General features: G+C 41.3%; 20 protein-coding genes. 5 read left to right on the top strand and 15 right to left on the bottom strand.

The window, feature by feature from the left end; genetic code table 11:
- Window position 1: 1 nt before the first annotated feature.
- The gene (locus tag EXT43_RS07270; protein WP_130166681.1) at window positions 2–922 is read left to right on the top strand and encodes an AEC family transporter; all 921 of its coding nucleotides are present in this window, start codon (window positions 2–4) and stop codon (window positions 920–922) included.
- Here the strand turns inward: EXT43_RS07270 and EXT43_RS07265 are convergent.
- The 6 genes from EXT43_RS07265 to sixA all read right to left on the bottom strand — a co-directional run bounded on the left by EXT43_RS07265 (window position 914) and on the right by sixA (window position 8,551).
- Entirely contained in the window at window positions 914–4,156 is a 3,243-nt protein-coding gene (locus tag EXT43_RS07265; protein ID WP_130166680.1) for a toll/interleukin-1 receptor domain-containing protein, read from the bottom strand. The two genes, EXT43_RS07270 and EXT43_RS07265, sit on opposite strands and share 9 nt — an antisense overlap.
- A gap of 3 nt (window positions 4,157–4,159) precedes the next feature.
- Complete coding sequence (locus tag EXT43_RS07260; protein ID WP_130166679.1) at window positions 4,160–6,406, bottom strand: NAD-binding protein; 2,247 nt, start codon at window positions 6,404–6,406, stop codon at window positions 4,160–4,162.
- Window positions 6,407–6,483: 77 nt separating this feature from the next.
- Window positions 6,484–7,218 (bottom strand): SDR family oxidoreductase, encoded by a 735-nt coding sequence (locus EXT43_RS07255; RefSeq protein ID WP_130166678.1) that lies wholly within the window; start codon window positions 7,216–7,218, stop codon window positions 6,484–6,486.
- Window positions 7,215–7,691 carry an ASCH domain-containing protein gene (locus EXT43_RS07250; RefSeq protein ID WP_130166677.1) on the bottom strand — a complete coding sequence of 159 codons (477 nt, stop codon included), beginning with the start codon at window positions 7,689–7,691 and terminating at the stop codon, window positions 7,215–7,217. The genes EXT43_RS07255 and EXT43_RS07250 overlap by 4 nt, the downstream gene beginning before the upstream one ends.
- Window positions 7,675–8,025 carry a RidA family protein gene (locus EXT43_RS07245; RefSeq protein WP_130166676.1) on the bottom strand — a complete coding sequence of 117 codons (351 nt, stop codon included), beginning with the start codon at window positions 8,023–8,025 and terminating at the stop codon, window positions 7,675–7,677. Before EXT43_RS07245 ends, EXT43_RS07250 begins: the two co-directional genes overlap by 17 nt.
- A gap of 49 nt (window positions 8,026–8,074) precedes the next feature.
- On the bottom strand, window positions 8,075–8,551 hold the full coding sequence (gene sixA, locus EXT43_RS07240; RefSeq protein ID WP_058586339.1) for a phosphohistidine phosphatase SixA: 477 nt from the start codon (window positions 8,549–8,551) through the stop codon (window positions 8,075–8,077).
- 195 nt (window positions 8,552–8,746) lie between these two features.
- Between sixA and EXT43_RS07235 the strand changes: the two genes are divergently transcribed.
- Together EXT43_RS07235 and EXT43_RS07230 are read left to right on the top strand one after the other, a co-directional pair.
- Window positions 8,747–11,467, top strand: a complete 2,721-nt coding sequence (locus EXT43_RS07235) for an insulinase family protein (protein WP_130166675.1) — start codon at window positions 8,747–8,749, stop codon at window positions 11,465–11,467.
- A gap of 98 nt (window positions 11,468–11,565) precedes the next feature.
- Window positions 11,566–13,758 carry an EAL domain-containing protein gene (locus tag EXT43_RS07230; RefSeq protein WP_235591859.1) on the top strand — a complete coding sequence of 731 codons (2,193 nt, stop codon included), beginning with the start codon at window positions 11,566–11,568 and terminating at the stop codon, window positions 13,756–13,758.
- On the opposite strand, the gene EXT43_RS07225 is transcribed toward EXT43_RS07230, so the two are convergent.
- On the bottom strand, window positions 13,755–13,949 hold the full coding sequence (locus tag EXT43_RS07225) for a hypothetical protein (RefSeq protein WP_058586342.1): 195 nt from the start codon (window positions 13,947–13,949) through the stop codon (window positions 13,755–13,757). The two genes, EXT43_RS07230 and EXT43_RS07225, sit on opposite strands and share 4 nt — an antisense overlap.
- A gap of 221 nt (window positions 13,950–14,170) precedes the next feature.
- Here EXT43_RS07225 and EXT43_RS07220 point away from each other — a divergent pair, with 221 nt between their 5' ends.
- Entirely contained in the window at window positions 14,171–14,647 is a 477-nt protein-coding gene (locus EXT43_RS07220; RefSeq protein ID WP_130166674.1) for a DUF4234 domain-containing protein, read from the top strand.
- A 73-nt stretch (window positions 14,648–14,720) separates the two neighbouring features.
- Here EXT43_RS07220 and EXT43_RS07215 read toward each other — a convergent pair whose 3' ends face one another.
- The 7 genes from EXT43_RS07215 to yeiP all read right to left on the bottom strand — a co-directional run bounded on the left by EXT43_RS07215 (window position 14,721) and on the right by yeiP (window position 21,998).
- The gene (locus EXT43_RS07215; RefSeq protein ID WP_130166673.1) at window positions 14,721–16,040 is read right to left on the bottom strand and encodes a DUF58 domain-containing protein; all 1,320 of its coding nucleotides are present in this window, start codon (window positions 16,038–16,040) and stop codon (window positions 14,721–14,723) included.
- Window positions 16,037–17,020, bottom strand: coding sequence for a MoxR family ATPase (locus EXT43_RS07210; RefSeq protein ID WP_062566833.1), 984 nt, complete (start codon window positions 17,018–17,020; stop codon window positions 16,037–16,039). The genes EXT43_RS07215 and EXT43_RS07210 overlap by 4 nt, the downstream gene beginning before the upstream one ends.
- A complete protein-coding gene (locus EXT43_RS07205) occupies window positions 17,017–18,165 on the bottom strand; it encodes a DUF4350 domain-containing protein (RefSeq protein WP_130166672.1) in 1,149 nt (382 codons plus the stop codon). Before EXT43_RS07205 ends, EXT43_RS07210 begins: the two co-directional genes overlap by 4 nt.
- Complete coding sequence (locus tag EXT43_RS07200; RefSeq protein ID WP_130166671.1) at window positions 18,155–19,615, bottom strand: hypothetical protein; 1,461 nt, start codon at window positions 19,613–19,615, stop codon at window positions 18,155–18,157. Before EXT43_RS07200 ends, EXT43_RS07205 begins: the two co-directional genes overlap by 11 nt.
- Window positions 19,605–20,555 carry a stage II sporulation protein M gene (locus tag EXT43_RS07195; protein ID WP_130166670.1) on the bottom strand — a complete coding sequence of 317 codons (951 nt, stop codon included), beginning with the start codon at window positions 20,553–20,555 and terminating at the stop codon, window positions 19,605–19,607. The genes EXT43_RS07200 and EXT43_RS07195 overlap by 11 nt, the downstream gene beginning before the upstream one ends.
- Window positions 20,552–21,280 carry an RDD family protein gene (locus tag EXT43_RS07190; protein ID WP_130166669.1) on the bottom strand — a complete coding sequence of 243 codons (729 nt, stop codon included), beginning with the start codon at window positions 21,278–21,280 and terminating at the stop codon, window positions 20,552–20,554. The genes EXT43_RS07195 and EXT43_RS07190 overlap by 4 nt, the downstream gene beginning before the upstream one ends.
- 145 nt (window positions 21,281–21,425) lie before the next feature.
- Window positions 21,426–21,998, bottom strand: a complete 573-nt coding sequence (gene yeiP, locus EXT43_RS07185; RefSeq protein WP_130166668.1) for an elongation factor P-like protein YeiP — start codon at window positions 21,996–21,998, stop codon at window positions 21,426–21,428.
- A gap of 190 nt (window positions 21,999–22,188) precedes the next feature.
- Here yeiP and EXT43_RS07180 point away from each other — a divergent pair, with 190 nt between their 5' ends.
- Window positions 22,189–22,575: an MmcQ/YjbR family DNA-binding protein gene (locus EXT43_RS07180; RefSeq protein WP_054553214.1), complete on the top strand. Its 387-nt coding sequence runs from the start codon at window positions 22,189–22,191 to the stop codon at window positions 22,573–22,575.
- A 13-nt stretch (window positions 22,576–22,588) separates the two neighbouring features.
- Here EXT43_RS07180 and EXT43_RS07175 read toward each other — a convergent pair whose 3' ends face one another.
- On the bottom strand, window positions 22,589–23,119 hold the full coding sequence (locus EXT43_RS07175) for a GNAT family N-acetyltransferase (protein ID WP_130166667.1): 531 nt from the start codon (window positions 23,117–23,119) through the stop codon (window positions 22,589–22,591).
- Window positions 23,120–23,158 lie beyond the last annotated feature (39 nt).

Genomic DNA, 23,158 nt, shown 5'->3' with positions numbered 1-23,158 from the left:
AGTGCATATTTTTTCGATTATCTTTCCACTGATTTTTATCGTGTTAAGTGGTTACATCAGCTCGCGAAGCACGTTTTTATCGAAAGAGCATATAGCAGGTTTAAGTAAGTTTACTTTTTATATCAGTGTGCCTGCTTTTCTATTTTTAAATATGGCCCAAGCCGATTTACAAAATAGTGTGTCTATTGCAGGCTTTTTGAGCTTTTACATTCCAGTATTGGCCATTTACGCCCTCGGATATGTTCTTGACCGCTACCTTATAAGCAAGCAATCTGCGCCGTCACGTCATGCTGTATTTGCTCTTGGCAGTAGTTACTCAAATACAGTACTGGTAGGTTTACCTATTATTATTGCTGCACTTGGCCAACAGATGGTCGGCATTGTGTTTATGATCATCACTTTTCATAGCGCACTTTTGTTTACCCTTACCTTTTTGCTCAGTGCTAAGTCGCAGCAAACATTCTCTTGGCGAGCATTTGCTAAAAACATGCTGCTTAATCCAGTCGTGTTAAGCATCAGTAGCGGCTTGGCTGTTAACCTACTTGGCTTTACACTTTTTGATAATTTAGCAAATGGCCTGAGTCTACTTGCCAAACCTGCCATTGCCTGTGCGTTATTTGTATTAGGGGCGAACCTTGCGTTTTATAAAGTGGCCGACAACTTACAAGCCTCAATCATCGCAACCATCATCAAGCTTGTTGTGTTACCGTGCGGGGTCTACTTTTTTGCAGGCAGCGTATTCAATCTAGAGCAATCATTACTGAACGTGTTAGTACTTTTAAGCGCCTCTCCTTTAGGGGTCAACGCTTATCTAATCGCCAATCAAATTAAGCAACACCAAGCGACACTGGCAAGTAGCGTCGTGCTTTCAACAGTATTGAGTGTGGTGAGCTTTAGCATCTGGTTAAGTATTTTACTTTAAACATCCTCGCACTTGTTTTTGCTGAACATTTAATGGCGAAATAAAGTTATCTTCACGCTGTTTTTGCGTTAAGCAGTTGCGTCTTTTTGGCAATGCATTTTTCGCAGCATCATTAATTTCACGACTCAATGCGGGTAAACTAAACAGCTTACCTTGATTAGCTAATATAATTAAGCGGTCAGCATGCTCATCAAACGCTATTTTTTGCTGTTGATAATCATCAACCTGATAAAACAGCTGACCCGTGTCAAGATGATAAATACTAGGCTTACCTTGGTTAATTATTAAATATTCTGCTGATGCTGATAAGCTTAAATCCCCAGCTTCTTCAGTGGTGTTAAATCGATAAAGTTCTTGCAAGCTAACAGTGTCAACAACCACAACAGCTTTGTCTTTTAATCCAATAACCAGCTCACTCCCCTTAACAAGTAGGTCTGCAATATCAGACTGGAAGGTCAGTTGTTTTAAAACCTCACCGGTTTGCAAATCCAAGATACCCACTTTACGCTTGGCTGCTTTTATTACCAAACGGTTTGCTTGTGACACAAAGTAGGCATCAAGAACTCGGGCTATTTTAGTTGTATTAAACTGCGGCTTTTTCGCTTGTAAATCATAAAGCATCACCCCTTTTTTATTATTACCTAGCAATAAATAACGCCCCTCAGCACTCAGCCTAGGCTCGGTCATTATGGTATCTTCACTGAGGGGGATTTCGGCGATGCTTTGTTCGCTCATCAAGTCAACTAAGTAAAGCGCTTTTTTGTTCCAAGAATCTTCAATGAATAAAACAAAATGCTGTGCTTCATTTAATAACACGACCGAAGACGAATCATATTTGTCACCAAACTCAAGTAAGCGGTTCTTTTCTAGATCAAATACTTGGTGATTGCCATAACCACATTCCACACTTATAAAGCGTTTTGCATTGGCTACATCGGCGATATTAACACGATGTCGTTCACACAAATCTATGCGTCGAACAAGCTCACCACTCAAGCTATTAAACATATAAAGCTGGTTTTTATTATCAAGGCTCTGTGCTGCCAGAGTGTGCCCGTCAGTGCTAAATTCAGCGCCCCATAAATTAATTTTTTCGCTAAGTGCTATGCTTGGGCTATTTTTCAGTAATGACCAAATTGAAATACTTTTGTCATCACTCGAGGCATTAACCAACTCACTATTTGTTAAAACAAGCTTTGTGCGCTGATTAATTTTAAAGTTATTAACTTCAATACCAGTTGCGACATCCCACACTCGCACATTTTTATACGCTAATGTGATCAAAAGCTTACCGTCTGGTGTAAATGCGCCATCTTCAACATTTGAAAAATGGCTAAGCTGACTACCTTGATTTGTTTTGATATTCCAAAGTGTCGGAGCCTTTTCTAAACTACGAATAAAATCAGCATTTTCGGTTGTCGATTGCACTTGGTTAACAGTGGCCATTGCATAAACGTATTCTCCATTTTTACTCATCAAGGTATGAATATGCGGAGTAACTCCTTGTTGCTCGCCACTTTCAACTGCTTCAACACGGGTACCATTTAGATCGTAAATAACTAAGCCTTGGCTATCATTGGTAAAGCCTGTTTGTCGAGCTAAGCTATTTTTAGCTGTAAAATCATAAGCTAAATCCAATGAGCGTATTTCATTTCCATTTTGAGCGTTGAAGAGTTTAAGTGGCCCCACGAGCTCAGGAGTCGTTAAAATATAGTGACCATTTGGGCTAATTTGAATGTCTGCCAAGCCGTATTGTTGAGAATGTTTAACATCGTATAAAAGCGCATTATTAGTGACATCCCAAGCAATGAGCCGGTCAAAATGACTGCTCATATAAAGGATTTTGTTATCAGGACTAAATACTAGGTTTTTTATCTCGGCTTTAATTTCGGTGCTTTGTTGTTTGGTTAAGGTATCACTATCCCAAACACTGACTTCGCCCTCACGAGTCGCTATAGCAAGTTGTTTGTTATCACGGCTTAGACTAAAGCCTTGAACAAACTGTTCAGTTTTAAGCAGTTTATCTTCGTCACTGTCTGTTATTGATAAACGCTTAACTTTGCCATTTGAAAGTACAAATAGCTGTTCATTTTCAACATATTGGTACTGTTCAATTTTTTCTTGTGCTTGATAATAAAAGTGTTTGTTATTGGCATAAATCGCCCGACGCAATTGCCCTATTCCACCGGGCATTGGACGCTCTCCGCCATATAAACCGGGTAGTGCATTGAGGCCTAATAGCAACGCAGTATCATGCTCTCCATCATCGTTTGCTTGACGGGCTCTATCAAGCAAAAAGCGACTTTGATTTAACAATGAAGCATCACGCTGCTCAGTTGCTATTTTAGTTTGCTGTTGTGCAAGCTGTTCATTTTTAATGGCTTGTTGCTGTTTAATATAAGCAAAAACACCCGCAACCACTGCAATAACAGCTAGCATAGCGACGGCACTTAACCATTGGCGCAAACGCTTTGCCTTTTGCTTAGCAAGTTCTAATTGATAAGCTTGATCGCGCTTAGTTAATGCTCCGAGTGGCACACCTAAAATGCCTGCGATAATTTTTAACAGCATCAATTTTTGTTGAGCTTGGTATTGCTCAACATATCGAGCTAAATCTTGGCTTGAAAATTCAGTGCGCGATTTTAAATACTGTTTATATGCTTCAATTGAGGTCCAGCCTTGTTCAAGCTTGCCATCATGATTAACCCGAAAATCAGCCGCTAGAGGCTCAGCTAATTGTGTTGTTGGGTTGCCCTGTGCGTCGTAAGCATATTGTAAGGGCTTTGGAAAACATTCCTCCTCTGGCGCAACCCCTTGCGATTGCTTTGTTTTATCCCAGCTTGCATTTGGTTCACCGTCGATCATCGCGGCAATAATTTGATCGCTTCGGCCTAACTTTTTGAAGTAATCGATTTCATCTGCAACATAAGTAGATGCCACTGCGTTAGGTGAACATAACACAATAAGCAGTTGAGTATTATCTAGTGCTCGTGTAATTGCATTGCCAAGATCAGCATCGGCTGGGAGCTCTTCTTCATCTCGAAAAATGGGGAAAATACGCTCTGGGATCAACTCGCCACGGGCATTTTTTTGACCCACTAAATCTTTCGGGATTTCATAGGTTTCGATTGCTTGGTGCAACCAAGTTGCCCACTGGCGACCGGTTTGCTTATTATCAGCGTGACGATATGAGATAAACGCCAAGTATTGATGCTTAACTAATTCCTCGTTCATTAGCTAATCTCTCTTAAAGTCTACAATACGCACTTCAGCTTTAAGTCCCTTACTAGTAAACGGGTAATGGCGCTTAAACTGTTCAGGCACACCATGCTGCCACCAATTTACAACATCAGCTGTACCGCCAACTCCTCTGCTAGGTTGAGAATCCCACACTGCGATTAGCTCGTCGGCCATAGCAACCAAGTGCGCTGCTAAAGAGGCATATTGCAAAGCACGAGACTCATTAGCTGTATCTTCCATCTCGGCTAAACTTCGATAAACAGGGGGAATTTCTGCAAACCACTGTGCTTTGGCAAGCAACTGTTCAAACTCACTATCTTGTTTACTAAAATCCAATTTATACAGTTCGTAAGCCATAGGCAGTAGAGCAATAAAACTAGCTTCTAAACGGGTTAGCGCTCGCTCTATCACTAATCTATCAGCTCCTTCAGCAAGACCAGAAACAAACTGAAAATGACAATTTGGATGAGCCTGCTTAAGCGCATCTAACTGCTGATCAATGTCTCGAACCAACGTGTCATGTTGCTGGCTTTCAAGGTTTGTAAAGCGATGGCCTGTGACTGCCACGGTGACCACTTTTTCAATGCCAAAAGGTTGCGTTGTATCTTTTGCCAGTAACAGTAAATCGTTAACAGCTGAGGCAAAAAAATCACTATTACCTTGCTGCTGTTGTTGTGTTAAATCATGCCAAGGTTTTATCAGTGTATGTCGTTTTGCAATATTTGAGCGAGTACTAGAAAACTGCCAGCCATCAATTTTACGCTCAGCGCACCAGCGAGCATGCTCCATCGACGACATCATATTGAGCTCGTTATCTGATAATTCAATGCTGTTTGAGTGACTGCTAAAACGTGCATTTACCATCGCCAGTTTTTCACGCCAACTCAGCGCAAAAGCTCTATTGGCTTCCTTTAAACTATAAGGTAGGTCTTGCCATGAAGTAACATTAGCTTGATTTGCTTGATAGCTTTGTTCGTGAGCTCGCTTAGCTAACACTGAGCCACGAGGCTGAGTCACTGCGCTAATATTGATATCTTTACTGTTATCATTAAAAGCCACCAAGTTATCAGGTATTTGCCTTGTTTTAGCTTGTTGTTGTTCACTAAATTCGGTGTAGCTAGTGGCGTAGTAAATGGGTGCCATAAATAGGCATTCAACTAGCATCTTATTGCGAAGTGTCAAAGCGATAGAGAAACAGTTTAATTGCTGTGTATCGAAAATATAAATTTGCGTTGCATTAGAAATGATATCGAGCAGCAGTTTTTTATCTGCGAGTAACTCATGAACTTGCTTATTAACAACGTTAAGCTCAGCGGCAGCGTCAATAGCTGTAAGCTCTGCACTCAACTCTGCGTTAGATTCGGTAGTGATTAAAGTAATTTTTACCGGCTTTAAACTACTGTAGATAGCACTTTTCGCATAAGTTCTTGCTAAATCTAACGCCGCGTCATTACTACCAAAAATAACCAAATGAACTTGGTCTTTTCCTTGAATATTAAGCAGTGGTAACGGCGAATGCTTGGCAAAAAGCTGCTCTGCTAGTAACTGGCTTTTACGCCAAAAGCGTAATTCAGTTCTGGTATTTTCAATAAATCGAGGGAGTTGTTTAAGTTGATCCGCTAATACCCGACTATGCAGATGTACAAAAACGGGCGCTTTCAAGTTGGGTAAGTTAGTAAGTACTTGCTGAGCAATAGTAATGTTATGGCTATCATCGCCACAACAGAAAAATACCGCCTCAGCATGCTGTAAATGAAACTTTTCAGCAACTGATTGATTAATATCACCAACATGCACAATCGCACCTTTTTGTTTCAGTAAGGCAATATGACTATTTTCAGGGTTACTTTCGATTGCTATAACTGATTTATTCGCAGCCAATGCAGATAGAGCAATGGCAGAACCTTTATTTCCCAAACCAATAACAAGCTGAAAATCAGAGCGAGGCCTCAGTAAATATACAATGAGCTGCTTTGCCCCATCAAAAATTAGATAAAAGAAAATTAATGCTGTCGTTAAGGGGGCTGCAAATCGAGCAAATTCAATGAAAGGGTTCATTTGATTGGTTTTATAAAGCTCTTGTGTCCAATCACCACTAAAAGCAAACAGGCCCGCAATTGCATATATATTGTTAGCTAAAGGTTCACTCCAGCGTGTTGTTTGCGATACACCAAACAGCCCCACCAACATAATGAACATAAATAAGCCGAACAGAAATAAAGTCGATTTCTTTTGTGAATCCATGGGCTACCTTGGGTTATTTTTATAGTTTATATTAGGAAATAATAACCCCTCAAAGCAGTTACCACCAGCAAGGCTTACTAAAGCCCACCCGATACGTCTATAAAACTGCCCGTTGTGAATGATGCTTGCCCACTTGCCAAAAAGTAAATTGCTGAGGCAACCTCATCAGCCTCACCACCACGCCCTAGCGGCAACTTAGATTTTAACCTATCGACTCGGTTTGCTTCACCGCCATCACGGTGCATATCGGTATAAATAAGGCCTGGCCTTACCGCGTTTACCCGAATACCTTTACTCGCGACTTCTTTGGCAAGGCCAATCGTGAAAGTATCAAGCGCTCCTTTGGATGCGGCATAATCTAAATATTCATTTGGCGAGCCTGTTCGCGACGCACCCGATGAAACATTGACAATACTGCCTTTGTCCATACGCTTTATTGCTTCTTGCGCACACAGAAAGGCGCCAGTAACATTACAACTTAAAATAGCGTTGATACGCTTAGCATCCATCTCTAATAACGGCGTTTGCGGCATCATCATCGCTGCGTTATTAACTAACACATCTAACCGCGAAACCTTAGCATCTAATTTAGCGAACATGGTGAGCACTTGCTGCTCATCGGCAATATCAGCTTGCAACAAATACGCATTCACGCCATAGGCTTTTAACTTATCAGCGACTTGATCTGCACTTGCTTGATCTGACTTATAGTTAATACACACATCATAGCCATGTTTAGCAAACAGCTTTGCTGTCGCTGCGCCTATACCGCGGCCGCCTCCGGTAATAAGAACCACAGGATTCGTGCTCACTCTGACTCCTTGAAAACTAACTTAAACTGCTCACACACCAACGGCATCTCAGGGTGACATTGATACTCTGTGCCTGCGAGCTCTCGCTGATAATAATCCCAATGTACACGCTGCCAGTACTCAAGGCTTTTGTCACCCTCGCCTTCTAATGCGGCGTAATCGGCGCTTATTTTATTATATGGGGTGATAGTTACAGAGACAGTTTCAATAATGCCGAGGGGCTGTCCCTGCCAATTGGTAAAAATGGCTAAATCACCAACTTCAGGAAGGGCTTCATTATTGGCTTTAAACCAATAAAGTGAAGGGGTTGTTGCTTGTTTTACGCCATTTAAAACTAATAATGCGCAGTCATTGGAATCTTGCTCATTGTCGCAAAAATGCCAACTTGGCAGTTCACTCACTGCGCGCCCTGATTGCTCATTAAAGCGAACAATCATTTGCACTATACGCTGCTCGTTACTTAATGGCTGCAACGACAGAAATCTCTACAAGGAGTGCATCGCGCGCCATTTTGGCCTCAACACAAGCACGAGCAGGTGCATGGCCTTGTGGTACCCATGCATCCCAAACAGCGTTCATCTGTGCAAAGTATTCCATGCTTTTCAGGTAAATTGTGGCGCTTAGCATGTGCTCTTTGCTACTACCCGCTTCAATAAGTAGCGCTTCGACCTTGTCTAGCATGGTTTGAGTTTGTTCGGTGATATCTTTTTCAGCATCAGCACAAACTTGGCCGCATAGGTATACAGTGCCGTTATGCTTAACGATGCGGCTCATACGCGCACCAGTTTTTAAACGTTCGATTGTCATAGTAAGAAATTAAAAAATTAACAGTGGCGCTAATTTAGCAAATCCACTGTTATATTTCGACGTTATTTGGCGAGTGAATACTGAGGTAGTGACTGCGCTGTTTATGTTCATCATATTCGATAACAGCAACCGCACCCGTATTGAAAATTGGCATATGACCAGGACTTAACTGATCAACTAAGTAACTAACAATGGGCATATGGGCAACGACCAACCAGGTATTGCAGTCTGGATGCATAGCAATCAAGGTTTCTAGGTAATCAGCAGCAATTTGCGGTACACCATCAGGGGTAATATCACTGCAGGTTTCGTTAAATTGTAACGAAATATGTTGCGTCGCATCCAAAGCAGTTTGTTGTGCGCGAATGTAAGGACTTACCAACAGAGCATCAGGTTTATGGTGTGTCGCTAACCACTGCCCCATTCGACTGGCTTCTTGGTGACCGGTCTCGGTCAGTTGTCTTGCTGCATCATCTGCTTGCATTGGCGTAGCTTCGCCATGGCGCATGATTAAGATTGTTTTCATAAAAAATCAACCGATTAAAGAATATAAAACAGTAGCCAGTTTGCTTGATTGTTCGCTATATTAGAATATCATCACTAGATACATTAAACATCCGCTTATGATATTCAGGTAGATTTTCGTAGCTCTGTCTTTTTTAGCTTTCCTGAAAATATCATCTGTTGTTAGGACATTAACGCACTCTTTCAGGAGCATCTTTTGAATATCAGCCGCAATGATAACAGAACATATCAACCCCTAACACTGGACAATGGTCTAAAAGTACTTTTAGTGCAAGACTTAGAGTCAACAAAATCAGCGGCTTCAATGGCTATTAACGCAGGCCATTTCGATGACCCCCTTGATAGGCAAGGTCTCGCGCACTTTTTAGAGCATATGCTTTTTTTAGGCACTGACCTGTACCCAGAATCGGGCGGATTTTCTAATTTTGTATCGCAATCTGGTGGCAACACCAATGCCTGGACTGGCACTGAGCACACTTGCTACTTCTTTGATATTAATAACCAACAGTTTGCTGAGGCACTGGCACAATTCAGTCGTTTTTTTATTGCCCCACTCTTAAATCCTAAAGAGACAACTAAAGAACGGAATGCTATAGACGCAGAATTTAAACTAAAAATAAAAGATGACGGCCGCCGTATTTATCAGGCTCATAAAGAAACTGTTAACCCAGCGCACCCTTTTGCAAAGTTTTCTGTCGGTAACCAGCAAACCCTCGCGGATCGTGAGGGCTGTATCAGTGATGAGCTACGTGCTTTTTTCGATAGCCACTATCAGGCTCAGTGGATGACACTGGTGATATGTAGCAATGAAGATATTGCGACCATGACCACCTGGGTAAAACTGTTATTTAGCGAAATTAAAGGTCAGCCAAAAAGTAAAGAGATCATAGAGCAGCCACTTTACCGTAAACAAGACTTAGGTAAGGTGCTGCATATTGAGCCACATAAACATATGCAAAAGCTCATTATTAGCTTTGCGATGCCAAATATTGATGACTTTTACCGTCACAAAACCGTTAGTTTTATCGCTCACTTACTTGGCTACGAAGGCAAAGGTTCGCTGTACTCTATTCTAAAAGAGCAAGGCTGGATCAATGCCCTCTCAGCAGGTGGTGGCATTAATGGCAGTAACTTCAAAGATTTTAACGTAAGCATGGCGTTGACTGATGAAGGTATTGAATACTATGAAGATATCGTCGAAATGGTGTTTGAGTATATCTGCTTGATTAACCAAAACTGCGATAAATTGCCGCGCCTTTATCAAGACAAAAAGAACCTCTTGCAAATTGCCTTTGATAACCAAGAAAAAGCACGTTTAATTGATTGGGTTAGTAACTTAAGCATTAATATGCAGCATTACGATGAAGCCAACTATGTGCAAGGCGATTATTTAATGGAAGGCTTTAACCGCTGCGCTCATGAAATTGCCATGCAATGGCTAACACCTGATAACATGCGCTTGGTACTCATTCATCCAGGTGTTGAGCCTGAGCACACTACAGCTTGGTACAACACCCCATATAAAGTAGAAGACATCTCAGCAAGTTGGTTAGAAGCGCTTAGTGAAATAAACACGCCATTACCACAGATGTGCTTACCAAGTGCTAACCCATACCTCACAAAAGATGTTGAACTATTACCATTAGACGAGCCAAATAAATCACCTGAGCTTTTAGTCACACGAGACGGCTTTGATTTTTGGTTCAAACAAGACGCAACTTTCAGAGTAGCTAAAGGGCATTTTTACTTAGCAATGGATTCAACCTTTGCAATTAAAGATGTTAAACACATGGCCCTTACCCGCTTATTTGCAGACCTGTTTATGGACAGTGTTGCTGAGCAATTTTATCCAGCAGAATTGGCTGGCCTTAGTTATCACTTAACCTCGCACCAAGGTGGCTTAACCCTACATACTGCGGGTCTTTCATCGAGTCAGTTAGAGCTGGTTAATGAGTTACTTGAAGCACTCTTTAATGTTGAAATCTGCGCAAAACGCTTTGCTGAATATAAAAAGCAGCTCGTTAGACACTGGCGAAACAGCAATCAAAACAAACCTGTTAGTGAGCTATTTAGTATTTTGGGTGCGCAAATCATGCCTTGGAACCCAGAGCCTAATGCCTTAGCACAAGCTTTAAAAGATACGAGCTTCCATCAATTTAATTGCTTTAGAAATGAGTTTTTTAAAGCCTTGCACGTTGAGTCTTTTTTACATGGTAACTGGCAACGCTCTGATGCGCTTAAGTTCCAAAAGCAAGTGACTGAGCACCTAGATGACAGCACAACAATTATTGATTTAACGCGACCGCTAAACGATATAACCGAAGTAGATCAACAGCGCTTCACGTTAAATTGCAGCGATCATGCGATGGTGCTTTACTACCAAGCACAAACTGACGACACCATCGAAAAAGTACAAATGATGGTACTTAATCATTTAATAAATCAAGATTATTTTAATGAGCTAAGAACCAAGCAACAGCTCGGCTATTTAGTTGGTGCAGGCTATGCACCTTTCAATACCCGTGCAGGTATTGCTTTTTACGTGCAGTCACCTATGCATAGTGCTGATGAGATACTTCAGCGTCACCAGCAATTTATTAATAATTATGTGTCACAAGTAAACAACATTTCTGAGCAGCAATGGCTCGATACCAAAGCAGGTCTTGTTACACACATTGCTGAGAAAGATAAAAATTTACGCTTACGCTCACAGCGCCTATGGTTAGCTATTGGTAATCGCGATACTGAATTTAATATGCAACAACAGCTTTTAGAGGCACTTGATAAGTTAAGCCTTACTCAAATGCAGCAGTATATTACCGAAACGTTCAGTGAAAACAGGCCAAGAATAGAACTTTTAAGTGAGCCAAAGGCTAAAAAACAGCCAAAAGCAAGCCTTTCTTCGCATTCTCTTTGACTCGAACGCGAGCTTAGATTAGATTAATTGGTGCGATTTACGGTAATGCATTAATGATAAAAATAATAAAAATGATTTCTGCTTTTTTAACAATAAGTATGGCTGGGATTTTTTCAGCATCCGCCAGCCCCATAGAGCTTGAACAGAGCACCTTGCTGCTTATTCCAAGTGCTATTATGATGCTGTTATTGCCGTACCTATTATTTATAATTTTCAAATTAAAGCGCTCTCGAAAACAACTGCGTATTTCAGAACATCGCTTAAAAAGTACCGTAGAAGGCAGTGGCGATACCCTCTGGGATTGGAATATTAAAACCGGAGAAGTGCTGCGAATTAATGATAAATACACCTCAGATACAAACAGTAGCAGCGGCTTTCCTCCTAACCGCGAATTGATTCACCCACACGACTTACAACACGTTGAAACAGCCCTAAAAAAACACTTTGCCGAACACACCGCCTTTTTTGAAGCAAGTTACCGGATTAAAGACAGCCTCGGTCGTTGGCATTGGGTGCTGGATCGCGGCAAGATCATCGAAAAAGACGCAAACCTCAACCCTTTGCGTATGACAGGCACTGTAAGAGATATTTCTCAGCTTAAATCAACAGAAGCTCGTTTAAACCTATTCGCTAAATGCGTTGAGTCGCTAACTGACGCCATAGCCATTTTCGATAAAAACTTTAAGCTGGTTGACTTAAATCCAAGCTTCTTAACGCTATTTGGTGGTACCCGAGAGCAATATTTAAAGAAAGACTTTACCTTAAATGGCTATGACCAAAGCTATGTGGATGAAATTAAAGCCACAGTAAAAGCCACGGAGCATTGGCAGCAAGAGGTTAAACTTCGCAATGCGAAAAGGCAGCTGCTACCAATTGAAATTTCAATTGATGAAATCAAAAATGAGCACAACCAAATATGTAACTATGTCGTTGTGTTTTCAGATCAAACTGAGCGTAAAAAAGCCGAATCACAATTACATAATTTATCGAACAGAGACCGCACAACGGGCTTACCTAACCGAAACTTGTTTTTCACCAATCTGAAAAAACTCGCTAAGCAAGATAACCATCACGCTTTATTAGTGTTTGACCTAGATAACTTTAAAAAGATTAACGACTCTCTGGGTCACCAACTTGGTGATAGCTTGCTATCTAAGCTTGCGATGCGCCTTAATAAGTTAACCCGTGAAAAAGATGTGTTTTATCGCCTAGGCGGTGATGAGTTTGCACTGGTAATGTCGGGTACCAACGATATACATACCATCACTCGCATGGCAAAACTCTTTTTAGCCGCAATTGCCACCCCTTTTAATATGGCAGGTCATGAACTGGTGATCACCTCAAGTGTCGGTATCGTGCTGTTCCCTGAAGATGGCAATACCCCAGAGCTATTACTTAAAAATGCAGATACTGCCATGTATCACGCAAAGAAAAAAGGCAATAGCTATCTGTTTTTCAACGACACTATGAACCGTGAAGCAGTTAAACGCTTACAAATCGAAAACTTAATGCGTTACGGCCTAAAAGAAGATCACTTTGAAGTGTATTACCAACCGAAGATGAATATTCGTACAGGTAAACTCGATGGTATGGAAGCACTTGTTCGCTTTATTACCCCGAAAAAAGGGGTAATCAGCCCTGGAGTGTTTATTCCTATTGCAGAAGAAACTGGGCAAATAATCGAAATTGGTGAAGTTGTTTTAAATAAAGCATGCCGCGATGTAAAGGCATGGATAGATCAAGGCTTATTCAACGGTCGTGTTGCTGTGAACTTATCGGCTAAGCAGTTTAGCTTACCTGATTTAACCACTCGTATTGATGTGATTTTGCAAAAGAATGAACTGCCCTCTTACTTCCTTGAACTTGAAATCACCGAAGGTACGGTTATGGACGACCCTAACGAAGCAATTGCAGTCATGCGTTCACTCAGTGCTCGTGGTATTCACCTTGCGATGGATGACTTTGGTACGGGTTACTCTTCATTAGCCTATCTTAAGCAGTTCCCGCTTAATACCTTAAAAGTTGATAAAGCCTTTATTGATGATATGCAATCAGAGCGTGGCCGCAATATGGTTGACTCAATTGTGACCATTGCCCATAACCTTGATTTGCATGTAGTTGCAGAAGGGGTTGAACAAGCCGAACAAGTTGTGATGTTAGAGCAGTTAAAATGTCAAACGGTTCAAGGCTACTATTACTCTAAGCCACTGTCTCAGCCAGAGTTTACAGCCTTCCTACAAAAGCAACTCGATAAATCTGCGCCGAGCCTGTTAAAAACAGCAGAAATTTAAGGTCGCCAGCCACAAGATTGGCGGCCAACATGGCGCACAAAAGCGCGGCGATAATGCACGTTAAATAAACACCAAGCGACAGGCCCAAGCACTCCACCTAACAGCATCCAACGCTTTACCGGCATTCCTTTAGATAGAGACTCTAAATACATCACCAAAATAAACACACAGCTCAAAAATACAAATAACACACAGCACCTCATTAAAATCAGCGGCAGTGTACATAATTTCAGCAAACTTTAAAACTTCACTCATGCTATACCCTCTATAAGGCTTATTTATACTGACCTTTATGGTAGTTAACCTTACTTTCTAGGCTGTTGAAATGATGTACAAAAACCAGCCTCACTGCTATTATCGGTACGTGCAATTTGCACAAAGGAATATACAAAAATAATTATGAGGAATCGTTATGTCTGAAGAATCAGCTAACATCTATGAAGCGCCAGAAGCTGAGCTTACTCAGCAAAATACCGGCGGTAATAAACCTATTTTAAACTTTGACCGCTTCTCTGCTTGGGGCGTGTTCTTTTTAAGTCTTATCACATTGGGTATATACGCAATTTACTGGCTAGTAAGCCGCACAAACAAAGCAAACGCGCTTGCCAAACATCAAGTTAACCAAAACCTAGTTTATGGTTACATTGCCCTTTACGTAATTAACATTGCAGTAGCGTTTACATCAATACCTGAAGTATTTTCTTCTATAATCTCAATTATTACTTTTATTGTTGGCCTAGTATTTATTTTCTCGTTACGTGCCTCACTTAAAGAGCTAATCAATGAAGGCAGTAACGAACCAGTGCATTTAAGTGGCATACTGACATTTTTCTTTTATGCTATTTATTTCCAATACAAAATTAATGAAGCCATTGATAATCAAAAATAATCGTTCCGTTATTTTCCTAATAAAAAAGGCATTGAATTCAATGCCTTTTTTATTGTCTGTTGCTATTAGGTTATTACAATGCCCCGGAGTGCTTCACATTTAAATAAGTGTTAAGCACATGCGGTAGCAGCTGCTCAGGGTTACAGTCTATGGCTATTACACCTTGTTTTTTTAGCTTCGCCATATTGGCTTTATGTGAATTTAGTAGTGCTAATGCTGCACAATAGCTGGTTGCATCTTCGTACTTTTCAATAGGCTCATCGAGCACCTCATTTACAGCACGGTTATTAATATTGATAAGTGCCACTAGGTGGTGTTTTTGTAATAACTTTATTGCAGGCATCAACTCCTCAATGCTTTGCTCATCAAGGGTGGTGACTAATAACACTAAAGAACGTTTACTGCGTTTAGCGATTAATTGGTTTACAGCCACTAAATAGTCACTGCTGCTCTTATCTGGGTATAGATCATAAAAGTGATTCATCACCCTTGATACATTTTGTGCGCCTTTTACATCGGGTAACCAGCGCAAGTTTTGGTTAAAGCTTTGCATGCTAAACCAATCACCTTGCTTTAAAACTGTATGCGACAGCAGTAGCAATGCATTTAAAGCATGATCAAAGTGACTACCTTCATTAGCTTCAATGGCCATTTTTTTAGAAGCGTCGAGCATCACTATGACGTGTTGATTTTGCTCTTCTTGATACTCACGAGAAATGAGTTTTCGACGCTTACTGGTCGCCTGCCAGTCTATCTGTCTAACACTATCACCTTGGCGATATTCACGTAATTGCTGAAACTCGATACCATCACCGCGCTTTTTAGTGAGCTTTAAGCCTGAAATAGGCTTATTCACTACGCCATTTAAATGCTGCTTTGAAGTAACCCGGCTAAAATCTGGATACACTTTTAATTGAATTGCTTGCACAGCTAACCAGTTTGTTTGCCAAAGGCCAAATGGCGACCCTACCCTAAGTTCAATGGCGCTGATCTGGGCATCACCTCGTTTGTGAGCGCGTAATGTAAAGCTTTGCTTTACTTGTTGCATTGCATCAATAAACACCGTTTGCTGTGGCTTTTGCAGCTCAATAGCATTACTTAAATGAACACTGACATCTAGCATGGTCGCATGCTTCGCTTTGTTTTTAATCACTACCTGCAATGCTTGGCGGCGATACAAAGCCATGTTGAGATTCGTTTGTGCACTTACTTCAAGTAAAGGCTCTGACTTCGCCGCCATATAATCTATAAATGCGACCAATAAAGGCACTAAGAGCAAGACCGTTAGCACTAAGCTGTCAACTGATGCAATGGCACAGACAAGCAACAATAACAGCAACAAAGCTGTTAATTGTACTAAGCGTTTTGCAGGCCTATGCTTGATGCGTTTCATGAGCGTGGCGCTTCAACACTGGCTAAAATGGCATTGATCACTTCATCGAATGACACCCCTTCCAACTCCAAATCAGCCGATAAAATTAATCGGTGTCTTAAAATATTCACTGACACTGACTTCACATCATCTGGGGTTACAAAGTCACGGCCATTCATCAATGCCATTACTTTTGCCGCTTTAATGATATTAATTGAGGCACGTAACCCTGCGCCATGCAATACGCCTTGCCAAGTTCGTGAACTACGCACGATATCGACGGCATAATTCAGTATTTGTTCGTCTACTAAGATATCTGCACAAAGCTGTTTAATTTCCGCAATTCGATTAGCATCCAATACCGCAGGGAGCTGCTCTACTTTGGTTTCATTAGAGACAATTTGTGTATTTAGTTTTAAAAGCTCAACTTCCGATTCATGAGAAGGAAAACCAAGCTCCACTTTCATCATAAAACGGTCTAATTCAGCCTCAGGCAGTGGGTACGTCCCTTCTTGATCTAATGGGTTTTGAGTAGCTAATACCATAAACGGTGAATCAATAGATAATGACTCGCCATCAATGGTGATTTGTTGCTCTTGCATCACCTCAAGAAGAGCTGATTGCGTTTTAGCTGGTGCACGGTTGATTTCATCAGCCAGCAAAATATTAGTAAATGCTGGGCCTTTTTTGATATTAAATTCACCTGATTTCATATCATACAAACTATGGCCAACAACATCTGAAGGCATTAAATCAGGTGTAAACTGCACGCGCGAAAAGTCTACATTTAAGCTTTTTGCTAAGGCTCTAACCAGTAGCGTTTTACCAAGCCCTGGAACCCCTTCAAGTAACACATGACCACCCGCAAAGAGCACCGTAAGCACATCTTCAACAATGGCATCTTGACCAACTAACACACGCGAAATGTTATGCTTTACTTGTTTTACTGCATCAGCTGCCTCAACTAAGCTCATGCGATTAGTGTCTAATTCCGTGCTCATAAGGCATTCCTTAATTGTTTATATCGTTTTATATATTCTGTTCGTTGTTCTTTGGACTCAGGCAACTTGCTAGCAAGCAACTCAGCCACCTGTTGTTTTTCAAAATGAGTTAAATTAGCGATGATCTGCGCCTGCTTTTCAGCACTAAGCATCTTAAAGTTAGGCACTCGCGACTCTACTTTGGCGTAAAAATCTTTCTTGAGTGCAGTAAATAACACGGCTTCGTGACCATGCTCTGAATAGAAATTTGCTACTGCACGAATATGCTGATTAAAGCTGGTTTTTATATCGAAGTCAGGAGCATAAGAGCGGCCGATGCGACTACTGATATGCCACACTGCAAGCACAATTAATAACAGCAACGTCACCACAAATTGCCAGCTCCAGTGCCATAACTTGGCAAACCAATTTGGGTAAGTTAGATAAGGTACATAGGTTACTTTTTCAGCCCCTTTACTTAACCAAAGTAATAAACTGCCATGATCCAGATGGCGAAGTCGGTAATTGGTAAAAGGTAACAGCGATGGCATCACAATGACCCTACCTTGACCAAATGCAAAGTCACACATCAAGGTATCGCCGTTATCATTGTTGATACTCACACCGGGGCAGTTTTCAATAAAAAAGGCACGGCTTAGCTCAAGGTCAAGCTGAGTGTTTTCATCAATTGATAAAGTACTATTTTTATTCCCTTCTTTGAGCATCGCAAAGTCATATTCAAACACATCTTCTTGGCTTTCTACATTGATGCCAAGCTGACTAAAAAATACGGTGCTATCAATTGCCAGCTCATCACGTTGCCTGTTTAATACATAAATTAAACGTCCGCCATCAGCGACCCAATCAGCAAGCTGTACATCTAACTGGTAAGAGTCAGCAAGCACCGCCTCATCCAAAATTAAGATACTTTGTGGGTCTATGTTTAACTCATCACTTTGTGCTTGCTCTGCCAAGCGTTTGTTTTTATTCCAATCGATACCATTGGCTTTAAGTAGCCGCTTAGCCATCGTAAAGTTATCTCTTGCTACATCACTATGAAAGCCAATTTCTATTTCTTTTTTCTGCCAATCTAAAGAAGCAATACCAGCAATAACAAATAAGCTAAACACCACTAGCACCGCTATGAGCACAACCTTAAGCTTCATGGGCTTGCTCCTTAGTCTCTGTTGTCATTGCCGTAATTTGCTCTGTCAGCTCAATAAAGTCGATATCAGGGGTTTTATGGCCCCAAGCAACCGTAACCCACGCAGAAAATAAGCGGGCAAAAATTGCTTGCCCTTGATTTGGCACCCTAGCATCGATTGCACGTTTACATTCGCGCTCAGTCATCGAGCGGTGCAAGCGCACTTCATGTTGTTGCTGCGCCCAACTCAGCGCATGATGAAGCAAATACGCCAGCGCCAAGCGGTGCTCACCTTGCTCAAAACATTGCTTTGCAGCGGCAATTAAATCTGTAGGTAAATCCTTATTTTTAATTTCTGCAAATAAGGTTGGGATAACAGACTCTTCATTCACTTTACTGCGCTCAGGCAAGCTTAAGTTGGCAAAAAAGCCACGCTTTTGCATCAGGTAATAAACTAGCCAAATAACTAATAAACCGACCAATACCCAAACTAACACGCCAAACACTTCGCCAATGGCAGTAAACACATCGATAAGCCAAGACCAATCACTATCTGATGAACTCGCTTTTGCTTCGATATTTGGCACCCAAGTAGTCTCAGTTTCGATGACATTAGGCTCATTATAAAGAGCAGTAACTTGCTCTTTTACTGCTTGCTTATCGATTTGCTCTGCATAGCTTGTTGATGGTTGCAGCGAAAACGTTGTAAGTATAAGTAGTGCTACAGCACTGACTACGCCTGCAAGACGGGTGCGAATATTTTTAAATGCCAGCTCTATATCCCAGCCTTCTAATTCAACTCGACGGTGTAAATAAGCAAGAAATCCACCGGTAACAAATAACGGTGCGACTAACGAGATACTGATGATATAAATAAAGTTAAACGCTATCTCAACCCAGATTGGCGCTTCGAGTATTTGGTACATGGCTTCTTGTGCAGAGAATGAATGGGGCACAAGTGCAATTGTCAGTGCCGATATTCCCATCAATAAGATAAACTCAAAATGTACACAGAACAGCATCCACAATGTCTGCTTAGGCTTAGTTGAAGCAAACAACACCTGCTTACGCTTAGTTTTGCGCTCACCTGATAGTCGTTCAAGTTGCTCTACAGGGGCTAAAAATGCTCTGTTTGGGCTGAGCCTAAAAACGGTTAAATGCGCCAACATATCAGTCATTTTTAACTGCTTGAGTGACTTTAAGCTACTCATTATGTTGACTGGCTGATTGAAAACCGCTTTTGACATGTAATCGAGTAAAGGTCGCTCAAATACAGGTTTAAGCCACCAAACAACAAAGCCACCTATGCCCCAGCTTAATAAAAAGCCGACAATCAAAAATACGGGTACTACCATCATCAAATACAAAGAGACCAATGCCACAGCATGCTGCTTAACTAGCAACACTGTTAAATCAAAGGTTTCGTAAGCACTGCGTTTGCGAGGATTGAAGCTAAGACGATTAAGCTCCATAGCGCATTCCTCTGTATAAGCGAAAAATGACATAAGCCCAGCAACCGCTGCCAACTAAATATTTAACTTCGTTAGCAATATCACGGGGTGACCAAAATGCTTCGATAAAAGCGGCAATGACTAACATCAAAAATGCGCCAACAATCAGTGGAAGCGCTTTTTGTGCAGCCTGTTTCATCGCATATGCGCGGGTATACTGTCCAGGGTTTAACAAGCCGTAACCTATTTGACACCCGGCCGCTGAGGCAATAATGATAGCGGTTAACTCAAACGAACCGTGGGTTATTACAAACGAGAAAAATGGCCCTTCAAATCCAACATTTACAATGTGAGCTGCAACGGCACCAAAATAAAAGCTATTGAACAATAGGAAAAAAGCAGCGCCAACACAGAACAGTACGCCACCTGCAAACATCTGAAATGCAATGCCAATATTATTGTAGATATAGACCCCGAACATCATCAGATCTTGCGATGCGCCGCGCTCAGCCGATTGAACGCTACCACTAGGGTTATACATTTGTTCGATATTAAGTACTGTGCCTTGCCCTAAAAATGTATACGCAGCATCAGGGTCAATTGTCACCCAAATAAAAGCAATTAAGGCCAACCCCCAGAATGCCAATAAGTTAATACCAAGCATTAAACGATTTTCATACAGTGCACGCGGAAATGCCGTGCGGGCCACATGCCATATTTCAGAAAATTGATTGCTTCGAGATAAATAAAGGCGCTTCTGCCCTAACTGCACCAGCCTGTTTATTTGCTCAATCAACACTGGACTATATTGACGACTTTGCGCAATGGCTAAATCATTACAAACTTTGCGATACAAGTTAGGGAAATTAACAGGTAAAGACTCTGCACTATTTTGTTCACAAAGCGCTTCAAACTCATCCCAACTGACACTATTTGATTTTACAAATTGAGTTTGCTTCATTGCTTACCCTCCTGCTGCGGGTAATCGCTATCGTGTTGAACTTGACCAGCAAAGTGGCGTGCATAGCTAACGAGCTGCGCCTCAATCTCATGCTCTGCGCCAGAAAACGGTGCAGCTAAGATAGCTGCCAACTCACGGCGCCTTGCATCAGATAATTCATCATGACGCTCTGCAAAAGCAAGCACAGCTAATTGCTCTTCGGTGGTTAAGCTAATGGTAGGAATATGCACTTCACCTTGAGATAATTCAGGGCGCGTAGCTAACTCATCGTCGTAAATGACCATGGTGCCTGCAGCCCAATCACCAATGCGTTTAAAACGGTTGTTAAACAACATAACCACAAGGCCTAAGAAATAGCCTATAGGTAGCATATCGGCTGGGCGTAGTAAGTTACGCACTACAATTTGCGAAAAGCTTGCCGGTAAACCATTGTCTTGCACAACACGGATTTTAAGGCGTTTTTTACCCGGCGTTTGGCCACTTTCCATTTCAAACAGGATGTTATAACCCCATGAAACTAAAAAGTAAGCAATTAATATAAGTCCCTGCCCAGCATCGCCAAAAAAGGCAAATACAGTACCTACAGCAAGTAAAACCAAACTACGGATAATAAAATCGATAATGTAGGCATAGCTTCGGGCAACAACGCCAGCGGGAGTAATGGCGATATCAACGCCTTCGGGGAGTTTGATGTATTCTCTGTTTTCCAATCCGTGGTTCAACATTAATCTACTACTGGTATTTATTATTGTTTTCGTAAGCCAATAATAATGCGCGTTTTTCGTTCCTTTTTCAATGAATTTTGTTATGAGCGCGTTACAAATAAAACAAAAAAACCGGCTATAAGCCGGTTTCTAAAAGGGTACAGAGTTATTTTTCTGCGCGACCCATAAATTTATGCTCAACGGTATTAATACGAATACGGTCGCCTGTTGAAATATGCTCAGGAACTTGAATCGTTAAACCCGTTGTTAAACGCGCAGGCTTTGAACGTGCACTTGCTGAAGCGCCCTTGATTGAAGGGTCAGTTTCTTCAACTACAAGCTCAACACTCGATGGTAAATCTAAGCCAACTGGCGAGCCATCAATCACAATAACGTGAAGACCTTGAGTTTCTTCATTAACGAATAAAACCTCTTCGCTGATCGCTTCTTTATTTAGGTTATATGGCGTGTAGTCTTCGTTATCCATGAAAACATACTCTTCACCGTCAATGTAAGAGAACATAGCTTCACGACGAATGAGATCAGCAAGCTTTAGCATGTCGCTGTCTTTAAATGTTTCATCAACTTTACCGCCTGTTACCACATCGTATAAACGCATGCGGTATAAACTGCCACCAGCACGACCTTGTGGTACAGAACGTTGAATATCTTTAACTACTAAAACACGGCCGTTATGCTCGATAGCGGCGCCTTTTTTAACTTCACTTGCCTTAGGCATGGGTGTATTCCTATCGTTTTTTGATGACAGAAATTTACCACGTAATGGCTTTTGTTCAATAAAAATTTACAGTTTTGACTGGCAGCCGTTATTTATTCGATTTTTCAGCAAATTATGACAATAGTTGTCTCAAAACTACGAAAAAGCTGCTATCTTTATAACTACGAAAAATGACTTCAAGGATTGGATCATGAATCAACACACAGTACACGAGTATTTAATGAAAAAGCCATTGGTGATGATCACCCAACCATTTGGCCAAGATGTCGACGTTTACAAGGTGAATCATAAAATGTTTGCCACCCTTGCCGAGGGCAAAGAAGGCCAAACAGACGATGAGGGAAACCTTGTATGGTGGCTAAATCTGAAATGCGATCCAGATGAAGCCCAAGCACTGCGTGATATTTTCCCGTCGGTGATCCCGGGTTATCACATGAACAAACGTTTATGGAATACGGTTATTTTAGACGGCACCGTACCACAAGGAGAGATCGAACGAATGATTGATAATTCGTTTGATTTAGTGGTTGCGAATATGCCAGAAAAAGACAGAAAAGCGATTGAGCTTCATCTGTAAAATTGCGCACTGATCACGCTCTGTGATCAGTGCAACTTAAATGAAAATGATGATCGGTATACAAAACACCGCCAATAGCATACGCATCTAGCTGCTTATCGACTAACTGAAAACCACATTTCTCAAGTACTTTTTCTGAACCGATATTACCCTCGGTGACAACCGCTTTAAATTCACGTACCGCATGTTCTGATTTGGCGTAATCAAGCACTGCTAGCAAAGACTCTGTGGCATAGCCACGACCATGAAAATTAGGCAGCAACAAATAACCGACTTCTTGACTATCTGGCACTGTTGATGAGGTAAACCCAGTTACCCCCACCTCTTTACCAGTACTGGTTTCAACAATAACTAAACAAAGTGGTGAATTCGAATTTGGCTGCCAAGGCTTTAAGCGTTCATTAAACTTAGCTCGCAACTGCGCCTCTGAGGGCTTATCGAAGCATTTAGCTATAACTTCAGCATCATTATGCAAAGTATAAAACAATGGCCAATCATCGGCATTTAACAGCCGTAATGTTAATCGCGCAGTGGTGAGAGTCATGGTGATTAATCGCTAAGTAAATAAACCTAGTTATAACAA

The sequence above is a fragment of the Pseudoalteromonas sp. CO109Y genome, assembly GCF_004208935.1.
Lineage (GTDB): Bacteria > Pseudomonadota > Gammaproteobacteria > Enterobacterales > Alteromonadaceae > Pseudoalteromonas > Pseudoalteromonas shioyasakiensis.
This window is presented reverse-complemented; position numbering and strand designations above follow the sequence as displayed.